At 46.5% G+C, this 9,469-nt stretch carries 8 protein-coding genes and 1 pseudogene; 5 read left to right on the forward strand and 4 right to left on the reverse strand.

Annotated features, from left to right (window positions below; all coding sequences use genetic code 11):
• Positions 1 to 310, forward strand: a pseudogene (locus tag IQ257_RS27635) (hypothetical protein); the annotation flags it as partial.
• On the opposite strand, the gene IQ257_RS27640 reads toward IQ257_RS27635, so the two are convergent.
• On the reverse strand, positions 294 to 758 hold the full coding sequence (locus IQ257_RS27640; protein WP_193881218.1) for an ABA4-like family protein: 465 nt from the start codon (positions 756 to 758) through the stop codon (positions 294 to 296). The pseudogene IQ257_RS27635 and the gene IQ257_RS27640 sit on opposite strands and share 17 nt — an antisense overlap.
• 243 nt (positions 759 to 1,001) lie before the next feature.
• On the opposite strand from IQ257_RS27640, the gene IQ257_RS27645 reads away from it, so the two are divergent.
• Together IQ257_RS27645 and IQ257_RS30445 are read left to right on the forward strand one after the other, a co-directional pair.
• Entirely contained in the window at positions 1,002 to 1,175 is a 174-nt protein-coding gene (locus IQ257_RS27645; RefSeq protein WP_193881216.1) for a ribbon-helix-helix domain-containing protein, read from the forward strand.
• Between the two features lie 79 nt (positions 1,176 to 1,254).
• On the forward strand, positions 1,255 to 1,572 hold the full coding sequence (locus IQ257_RS30445; protein ID WP_193881214.1) for a hypothetical protein: 318 nt from the start codon (positions 1,255 to 1,257) through the stop codon (positions 1,570 to 1,572).
• Here the strand turns inward: IQ257_RS30445 and IQ257_RS27655 are convergent.
• The 3 genes from IQ257_RS27655 to IQ257_RS27665 all read right to left on the reverse strand — a co-directional run bounded on the left by IQ257_RS27655 (position 1,556) and on the right by IQ257_RS27665 (position 5,166).
• Complete coding sequence (locus IQ257_RS27655) at positions 1,556 to 3,340, reverse strand: tetratricopeptide repeat protein (RefSeq protein ID WP_193881212.1); 1,785 nt, start codon at positions 3,338 to 3,340, stop codon at positions 1,556 to 1,558. The genes IQ257_RS30445 and IQ257_RS27655 overlap by 17 nt on opposite strands.
• A 213-nt stretch (positions 3,341 to 3,553) precedes the next feature.
• Positions 3,554 to 4,345: a uroporphyrinogen-III C-methyltransferase gene (gene cobA / locus IQ257_RS27660; protein WP_193881210.1), complete on the reverse strand. Its 792-nt coding sequence runs from the start codon at positions 4,343 to 4,345 to the stop codon at positions 3,554 to 3,556.
• Complete coding sequence (locus IQ257_RS27665) at positions 4,342 to 5,166, reverse strand: sirohydrochlorin chelatase (protein ID WP_228061093.1); 825 nt, start codon at positions 5,164 to 5,166, stop codon at positions 4,342 to 4,344. The genes cobA and IQ257_RS27665 overlap by 4 nt, the downstream gene beginning before the upstream one ends.
• A gap of 170 nt (positions 5,167 to 5,336) precedes the next feature.
• Here IQ257_RS27665 and IQ257_RS27670 point away from each other — a divergent pair, with 170 nt between their 5' ends.
• Entirely contained in the window at positions 5,337 to 7,121 is a 1,785-nt protein-coding gene (locus tag IQ257_RS27670; protein ID WP_193881207.1) for an ATP-binding protein, read from the forward strand.
• A gap of 3 nt (positions 7,122 to 7,124) precedes the next feature.
• The coding region (locus tag IQ257_RS27675; RefSeq protein WP_193933397.1) for a PAS domain S-box protein at positions 7,125 to 9,469 on the forward strand (2,345 nt) is incomplete at its 3' end.

Below are 9,469 nucleotides of genomic sequence, written 5' to 3' on the forward strand. Positions count from 1 at the left end.
CCCCCTTCCCTACCAGGGAATGAGGGAGTCAGACTCCCCTCTCCGGTCACTGAGCGTGCCGAAGTGTGCAGGAGAGGGGCATGGGGAGAAATCAATCCCGCTAGCCGTACTCCACATCCTCATACAGCACGAACAACCCCTAGCCGCCGCAGAAATCGCCCAACTCATTGATGAGGATGACTATGACGTAGAGAAAGTGCTGGAGTATTGGATTGAGTTCTTACAGCAGCAGCAACTCGATGGAGAAATCCGCTACAGTCTCTATCATTCCAGCTTCCGCCACTTTTTGAAGTCTACGGCGTACCCGTAGAAGGAGTGACAGACTCAGACTCAGACGCAGCAAAAAACCGTCCTGAAATCCAAGCTGTAAGAATATGAGACAGTAATCCCATCGGTCCTGCAAACAAACACAGCGCCAGGGAGTGAACTGTCCAAACACCTGTTCGCTGTCCTTCCCAATAAATCCAACGTCCGATAAACAAGTCCATCACCAAAAAGTGAATCCATCCCGTTGCTGCTGCTGTTTCGTCCCCAAAGAATCGCGCAATATCCGCAAGCTGGGGATTAGACAGTGCTTGGGCAGATTCTGGTGTAATGCTGCTGACAAATAGATAGAGGTACAAACCCGCTAACGCCACAAAGGGCAGATAGGATTCCATCACCCGTCGGGTAACGCCCCAATTGGGTAGCAAGATCATCAGCACCCAGAAGGGTAGAACAAAGAGATTAGCGATATTGAACAGTTGATCGATTGGCATAGAACTGAGTAAGAGAGATGAAAGCGCGACTAGTTTTGTTTTAATGCTATTAGGGTGGCGATCGCAATTTCTTAACCCAGTGCGATCGCACCCGTTGGGGAAAAGCGCGAAATTTTCTAGAAAACCGCGCTAATGATTCTTATTCTCAACAACAAGACAACACAGGTTCAGGTTGGTTATGTGCTTAATAATTTTTTTTGTTTTAACCTGTGCAATCCACACAACAGCACCTATAATTAAAGTATGGCAAAAGTCACAGTCACCCTTTACATGGAAGAAGAAGATAAAGACGCACTACAACAATTGGCTGACGCTGAGGAGCGTTCTTTATCTCAAATGGCGGTTTTAATACTCAAAAAAGCCATTAAAGATGCTCGGGAAGAAGGCAAGCTGTCTGAAAACCCTAGCTCAAAATAAAATTACTCTTATCTGGCGTGACTGTAGGGGGAACCCCTAGGTACTCCCACCTATAAAAACTTAAGTGGATGGTAGGGTTGTGGGAAATCTTACCCTGGTTTTTGCCGAACTTTCTCTGCATACAATAGTTCGGGGTGTTTCAATGCCTTTTTTCGATTTTCTTTTGCTGGACAAGATAAATCTTTGCCAGTGCTTTTGTCGCTTTCTAACCATTTATCAACTTTCTGCATGGCTCCTGCCCAACCGTTACTGGCTCTTGCAAAGTTTTGGTTTTACAACACAACATTTGCAAGTAACAATGGGTCATCAGTTAGTTTGGTTGGGAACCCTTCTGCTCTGCCTTAAACCGATTGGCAAGTTAATGGGTTTACTAGATACAATTAACGTAATTTCTTAAGCTGGAGTTGGGCATTATTGTAACCGCTAATTCTACCGTTGTCTAAGTGAAGTTTAGAAGCTTTTTCAAAGTCTTCAATAGCTTTTGATTTATTTCCCAATTCGGCATGAATTAAGCCTCGCCCATAGTAAGCAAAGGCGTTTTTAGAATTAAGCCGCAGGGCATCGGTATAATCTTCGAGGGCTCCTTTTTTATCACCAAACTTTTGGCGAACATTGGCTCGGTTACTATAGGCTACACTATTCTTAGAATTCAGGCGAAGGGCTTGGGTGTAATCTTCTAGGGCTCCTTGCTTATCTCCTAACTCGCGGCGAATATCTCCCCGGTTATTGTAAGCGGTATCATTGGTGGGAGTGAGGCGAATTGCTTGGCTGCAATCTTGGAGAGCGTTTTCATAGTCTTCTAAACTAAAATAAGCAATACAGCGATTGTTATATGCCTTATCATTGTTGGGAGTGAGATTGATTGCCTCGTTACAATCGGCGATCGCATCTTGATAGGCATCTAAATTTAACTGAGCACTACAGCGATTTGTGTAAGCTTCAGCATCTGAGGGATCTAACTCAATTGCTTGGGTGTAATCCTCCACAGCGCCAGCATAGTCCCCTAACAGAAATCTAGCTCTCCCCCGACTATAGTAAGCCTTGGAATCTTTAGGATCTAACTCAATCGCTTTGGTATAGTCTGCCATTGCCTCTTGCTTATTGCCAGCCGCAGCACGCGCCAAACCCCGCGCCGCGTAAGCCTTAGCATCTTGGGAATTAAGTTGAATTGCTTGATTGAAATCTTCAATGGCTATTTTATAGTTTTTCAACTCAAAATAGGCAACCCCTCGCTTGTAATAGGCTGACCCATCGTTGGGTCGCAATTCAACCAACTGACTTAAATCATCAACAGCTCCCTGCCAATTTCCCAAATCATAATACGCTAACCCTCGATTGTAATAAGCATCGGCATTATCGGGGTCGAGTTCAATCAGCTTACTATAATCTGCGATCGCTGCCTTATACGCTCCTAAATCATAATGAGCATTTCCCCGGTTGCCGTAGGCGATGGGGTTTTTGGGATTGAGTCCAATAGACTGGTCGAAGGATTGAATCGCTCCAGGCAAATCACCACTGTTGAGTTTTTCGACGCCCTGCCTGTAAAACGCCTTGGCTGTCGCCCGATCTCGACCCTGAAGTAGTACTATTAATCCAATACCGACTGCTAAAACAAACCCTCCTGCCAAAATCAGCCAGAAGAATTTGCCAGAGTAGCTCTTGGGAGAATCTTCGGGCGGCTGTACTTCTGAAAAGTCCTCCGACGTTTCGGCATCGTTGATTAGGGGTTGGAAGGAAACAGGAATCGGTGGCTGTTCCCATTCAGGTGGCACAGGGGGAGTACCTGCCAAAGCTAGCATTTCTTGCAACCGCAGCACACCTTGGTCTTTCACGGGCAATTGACCCGATTCCTCCGGTGGGTTTAAGGGATGGTCAGGAACAAACTCTTCAACGAGATAAAACTTTTGGTCTTCGACAAAATAGTTTAAAATTTCCGGACTTTGATTCCCCAGTGCTAGTCGTTCTAGGGTTTCTGACTTGTGCGCGAGGAGGAACTGCAAGCGAGTGACTGCTTGAGATGCTTTACGGGGCAGTTTGAGCTGTCGAATCACACACACCGGGAAATCCGGGTGGCGAGTATCAGCCGCCAGGTAAATCAGTCCTGATAGACCCGCGCCTAAGATTCTGACGACGCGATAGCGATTGTTTAAAACCTGATCGATCATGGCAGCCCAGCACCTGGCTTGTAGCTTTAGCGAGAATAGAGGACAAAATTATTGAGCTATAGCATCCGCCTTCTTAGTTTAGGCTACTCATCAATTTTTCCGGGAACATCCCAAATATGCAAATTTAAAGAAGGTGAGGAAATTTGACCTCTAAATTCTCCCCAGCTCCGCCGCCGACGTATTTTTACAAAAAAGGGATGCACCCATTTTTCCTTATCCGGGTGCGCCTAAAACCCCATGTAATTTAACCACACCTCCAATAATGGCGATCGCCGGGGCTTCAAATTGGGTAGCTTCCACCTCTTCAACAATGGTAGCTAATGTACCGATTAGTTCTTCCTGGTCAGGTCGCGTTCCCCAGCGAATCAGAGCGATAGGCGTATCGGCACTCAACCCCGCGCCACACAGTTGATCGACGATGTAGGGTAAATTGTGAACCCCCATGTAAATTACAATCGTTTCCGAAGCCTGAGCAATCGCCGCCCAATTCACTTGAGGTCGGTACTTACCTACGGCTTCGTGACCCGTGACAAACGTAACTGAGGAACTATAAGCCCGATGGGTTAGAGGAATTCCTGCATAGGCTGGAGCTGCAATACCAGATGTTACCCCAGGCACTATTTCTACAGGTATCCCAACTCTCACCAAATCTTCCATTTCCTCACCGCCACGACCGAACACGAAGGGGTCGCCGCCCTTTAGCCGTACTACCACCGCATGAGTCTGGGCTTTCTCGATTAATAACTGAGTTGTTTCTGTTTGCAAACGAGAGTGACGCCCCCGACGCTTCCCAGCATTGATTTGCTCGGCATTAGGATTAATAATTGCCAAAATTTGGGGGCTAATCAAGGCGTCGTAAACCACCACATCCGCATATTCCAATAGCCCTTTCCCTTTGATAGTGAGCAGTCCGGGGTCGCCGGGACCCGCACCCACCAGATACACTTTACCGATGGGAGCCTTCTGAGGGGACGTATCTGTATCCAGGGAATCGGTTGGGTTCATAATTTCTCAGTAACGTTCACAATTAAATCAGCCAACTGGGGAGTTGCACCGATGGGTTGACCTAGCTGCAGCCGCAAATCGGGAAACTGCTTTTGTAAATCCGCGACGGTGTGAGCGATCGCATCGGTAATTCCTCCAGCAAAAATAAAGTAAGGCAAAATTACAATCTGCTCATGACCAACAGCCGCCAAATCCCGAACCTGTTCCACTAGCGTCGGTTGCACCGACCAATAAGCTGCCACCGCCCCCAACTGCTGGGCAACGGCATCCACCGGTTGATTGCCACCAGGACGGCGCGTTCCGTGAGAGAGCAAAATTTTGGCATCTGTGCCTGTTATTTTTTGGGAATTGACCCATAAATGCGCCAATCTGGAGTAAGCGCCTAGGTGAAGTCCCAGGTCAAGTATTACGTCTTCACCTAACTGTTTCTGTGCCACTGTCACTTCCTGGGGAATATCCTCCATAACGTGGACTCCGGGTAGCAAAAATAGAGGCAGTAATTGGATGCGATGACAACCAGCACCTTGGGCTTGACGAGCAAAGTGCTGAATTTGCTGGTGTAAGGGTAAAGGAGCCAGTTCTAAGGTTGCTGTCCCCACGGGGGGATAAGGAATGCCATTGGCAAGAAGAGCAGGTGCTGCGATAGAGTCAGCCTCAGACGGTTGAAGATGACACTCGCCCTGTCGAGATGCCAATCTATAGGTCGTGTCTCGAGCGCCCAAGCGAATCCTTACCAGCTCTGCCAGTTGTTCCATAGCAAGCTGGGGACGCTGGTCGCGGCTTCCGTGAGATATCAACAGATAGGCAGAAGACAAGGGCAAGGGTATCTTTAAAAATCAACCTTTATTTTTTCTGTGGACAATTGTATCGTCTCTAGAGGGGAATTCTGTATACAGTAGAACAGGCATCTTGGCTGTCATCTTAGAGTAGGGCATCAGAACAGGTATCTTGCCTGTCTTGAGAGCATCGTCCTAAAACCCTAAAACCGATCATGAATTGTACATCTAAATCCTCAACCCTTGATATTTTACTTGTGAATGATGAATCAGCGAATGGTCAGAGACTCATCAACCATTTGTCTGGGCAAGATTATGCCATTACACAAGCCAATACCTGTGAAGAAGCATTAACGGTAATTAAAAAGGGATTCAAGCCTGATTTAATCTTACTCAATATAACGATGTCGGCAATCACGGACTTTCACCTAACCCGCCAAGTCCGTGAAATTTGCCAGGCGGATGAATTGCCCCTAATCTTATTGGGTAATCCCAATCAAATTAATGACTTAATGGCTGGATTAGAAGCCGGAGCTAATGATTATCTCATCCAACCCATTATCAAACAAGAATTAATAGCAAAAATTAATATTCATGTCAAAATTTGTAGGCTGAAGGTTGAAAATATACGTCTGCAACGGGAACGAGAAGAATTAAAACACGAAAATATTGATCTCAGAATTTTATTAGAGACTTCGACTGAACACGGCGATACGGTTGTTGAGCAGTTGCACGACCAAGCTGAAGAAGTAGCGCAAGAAAGCGAGCACCGATTGGTTCAATTTCTCGAAGCTGTACCCGTGGGTGTGGTTGTGCTGGATAAAAGGGGCAAACTTTATTTTATGAATAAAAAAGCGAAGGATATTTTTGGTAAAGGTATTGATACAAAAACACCGATTGAAGAACTCTCAGCAGTTTATCGAATCTACAGCGCACTCACCCAGGAGCTGTATCCCCCAGAAACCCTGCCGATTGTGCGAGCGCTTCAGGGTGAAAGTGGAGCCGCTGATGACCTAGAAGTTCACCGAGAAAACAAAATTGTTCCCATAGAAATTTGGACAACTCCCATCTACGATGCTGAAGGAAACATTGCTTACAGTATCAATGCCTTGCAAGATATTACAGAACGCAAGCGAACAGAGAAATTACTGACCCAATATAACACCACTCTAGAACAAGACGTTGCCGATCGCACGCGGGAGCTTTCCCAAACCCTCGATTGTCTCAAAGCCACCCAAAACCAGCTTGTTGAATCTGAGAAAATGGCGGCGTTGGGAAATTTAGTGGCGGGTGTGGCTCATGAAATCAACACCCCACTAGGTACGGCAATTATGACGGCGTCTTTTCTAGAAAACGCAACCCAAAGGTTTGCACGCGCCTGCGAACAAGGACGGTTAAAGCGGTCGGTGTTACAAGAGTATCTGGATCAGGCGATTGAAAGCAGCCAATTGGTTCTTAGAAACGTGCAACGGGCGGGAAAACTGGTGCAAAGTTTCAAGCAAGTGGCAGTTGACCAAGTAAGCTTGGAACAGCGCTCCTTTGCTCTGAAAACTTATATCGAGGAAACCTTGCGCAACTTAGACCCTCACCTTAAGCAGACTCAACATACTCTAACCGTTGAGGGAGATGAAACGATAATGATCAACAATTATCCGGGAGCACTGGCTCAAGTTGTGACTAATTTAGTAATGAACTCCATTACCCATGCTTACCAGCCCAATGAAGGAGGGCAGTTGCGCTTTAAGGTGATGCAGGCTAAGACTAGAGCTATCATTCACTATACTGATGATGGGTGCGGGATACCCACTCAAAACATAGGCAAAATTTTTGAACCGTTCTTTACCACAGCTCGGAATAAAGGGGGAACGGGTTTAGGGCTACATATTGTCTATAACTTAGTTACCCAAAAAATGCAAGGTACTATTCGCTGTGAAAGTGAAGTCGGAGCAGGCACAACTTTCCTGATTGATTTACCCCTTGTAGTCCGTGATGGGTCGTAACCGATGACAAATAATTTTAATCCCTATTTCCGAAAAAATGATGATGAATTTATTATTGAAAATGATGATAACCTCAACTCAGAGGATACAGTAACACCAGAAATTAACCCGAATCAAGAGATAAAAGCCCCTTGGAAGCTTTTAGTCGTAGATGATGATCCAGAAGTTCATCAAGCGACAAAATTAATATTAAAGCGTTTTTCCTTTGAAGGAAAATCTTTAACCTTAATTTCAGCCTACTCGGAATCAGACGCCCAGAATTTAATCACCGCTCATCCAGATACGGCAGTCATCTTATTGGATGTCGTCCTGGAAACCAACGATGCTGGATTAAGTGTGGTTAAGTACATCCGTGAAGTGCTGAAAAATAAATCAGTACGCATCATCTTACGAACAGGTCAACCTGGCGAAGCTCCAGAAGAGTCAGTCATTTGGAACTACGACATCAACGATTATAAGACTAAACTCGAACTGACTCAACCCAAACTATTCACCGCACTACTGGCAGCACTCCGGTCATACCGTGATGTTGTTGAAGTGGAGAAAAGCCGCCAAAAACTGGCAGCTCTTTCTGCTCAGTTGCACGACTTCAATCAACAATTAGAGCAAGTTGTCAAGACCCGCACGGGAGAATTAGAAGAAAAAAATCAGCAACTGCAACAAGAAGTCAAGGAACGCCAGTTACTTGAGCAAAAACTACGCACCTCTGAGGGGAAAATGCGGGCAGTTTTTGAAGCAATGACCGATATTGTGTTAACCCTTGATGCGACAGGTCAACATATAGAAGTTGCACCAACCAATCCAGACTGCTGGGACGAAGGCACCGCTGCCCTAATCAACCAAACCATCGAGCAATTTCTTCACGACGAAAGAGCAGAGGTTTGGTTGAGCCAAATTCGGCACGTTATAGAGACTCAAACTACTGCCTATTTTGATTACAGTCTACCCGCAGGCGATCGCGATGTTTGGTTCTCTGCCAGCATCTCGCCCCTACCCGATCATTCAGTTATCTGGGTTGCCCGTAACATTACAACCCGTAAGCGAGTCGAAGACGCCCTACGTCAATCAGAAGAGAAATTCTTTAAAGCCTTTCGCTCCAGCCCCAGCGCTATTACTATTACCACCCTGTCCGATGGACGACATATCGAAGTCAATGATACCTTCTGTCAAATTATGGGGTATACCCGTGAAGAAGTGATTGGTCGTACTGCCGTGGAACTAAATTTTTGGGTGACACTGGAAGCCCGTACCCATCTATTTCAGACTCTGCAACGCTACCGCACCATTCGCAACTATGAATTCGAGTTCCACACCAAATCGGGTGAAATTCGGACAGCACTGCTATCGGCAGAAGTGATCGAACTCGACGGACAAACCTGTCTTATTGCTGACTCTCAAGACATTACCGCTCGCAAGCGCTCCGAAGAAGAAAAGACGCGATTAATCGCCTCCCTGCAAAAAAGCGAAGCGAATCTGGCAGCCGCTCATAGAATCGCTCATATCGGCAACTGGGAGTACGACACTCACACTCAGAAAATTACCTGGTCAGAGGAACTGTTCCGCATTTTAGGGCTTGACCCGACTCAACCGGAACCGACCTATGCTGAGTTTATCACTCAAATTCATCCCCACGACCGCCAACTGTGGCAAACAACGATTGAGCGATCGCTAGAAACCGGAAATCCTTATGAATTAGACTGCCGAATTGTGCAACCCGACGGTCAAGTTCGGCACATCGAGTGCAGGGGGGAAGTGGTTTACGATGGGAATGGACAGGTGGTTCGACTGTTGGGAACTGCGATGGATATCAGCGATCGCAAACGAGCAGAACTGGCACTGCAACAGGCAAAAGAAACCGCAGAAGTGGCAAATCACTCGAAGAGCCAATTTCTAGCCAATATGAGCCATGAACTGCGCACTCCCCTCAATGCCATTATTGGTTTTACTCAATTGCTAGGACATGACTCATCCCTCCAACCCGAGCAACAGGAGTATCTGGGCATCATTCGCCGTTCCGGGGAGCATTTACTGGCACTGATTAATAATGTCTTGCAACTGTCCAAAATTGAAGTCGGTCGGGTGACGCTGAACAAAACAAACTTTGACCTGTATAAGTTGTTAAACACTCTGGCAGAAATGTTCCAGTTACCCGCCCACAGTAAGGGGTTACAGTTGGTCTTTGATTATGCCCCAACCCTTCCCCAATACCTACAAGCCGACGAGAGTAAATTGCGTCAAGTTTTAATTAACCTGCTCGGAAATGCTGTTAAGTTTACGACGGAAGGCGGGGTGACGTTGCGAGTCAAAGAGTTGGGGAGCAGAGGAGCGGGGGAGCAGAGGAGCGGGGG

Source organism: Coleofasciculus sp. LEGE 07092, assembly GCF_015207375.1.
In the GTDB taxonomy this organism is placed as follows: Bacteria; Cyanobacteriota; Cyanobacteriia; order Cyanobacteriales; family Coleofasciculaceae; genus LEGE-07092.

Bases quoted from the DNA above. Each gene is read 5' to 3' on its own strand.
- IQ257_RS27670 (WP_193881207.1), top strand. From the start codon at position 5,337: ATGAATTGTACATCTAAATCCTCAACCCTTGATATTTTACTTGTGAAT.
- IQ257_RS27640 (WP_193881218.1), bottom strand. From the start codon at position 758: ATGCCAATCGATCAACTGTTCAATATCGCTAATCTCTTTGTTCTACCC.
- cobA (WP_193881210.1), bottom strand. From the start codon at position 4,345: ATGAACCCAACCGATTCCCTGGATACAGATACGTCCCCTCAGAAGGCT.
- IQ257_RS27645 (WP_193881216.1), top strand. From the start codon at position 1,002: ATGGCAAAAGTCACAGTCACCCTTTACATGGAAGAAGAAGATAAAGAC.
- IQ257_RS27655 (WP_193881212.1), bottom strand. From the start codon at position 3,340: ATGATCGATCAGGTTTTAAACAATCGCTATCGCGTCGTCAGAATCTTA.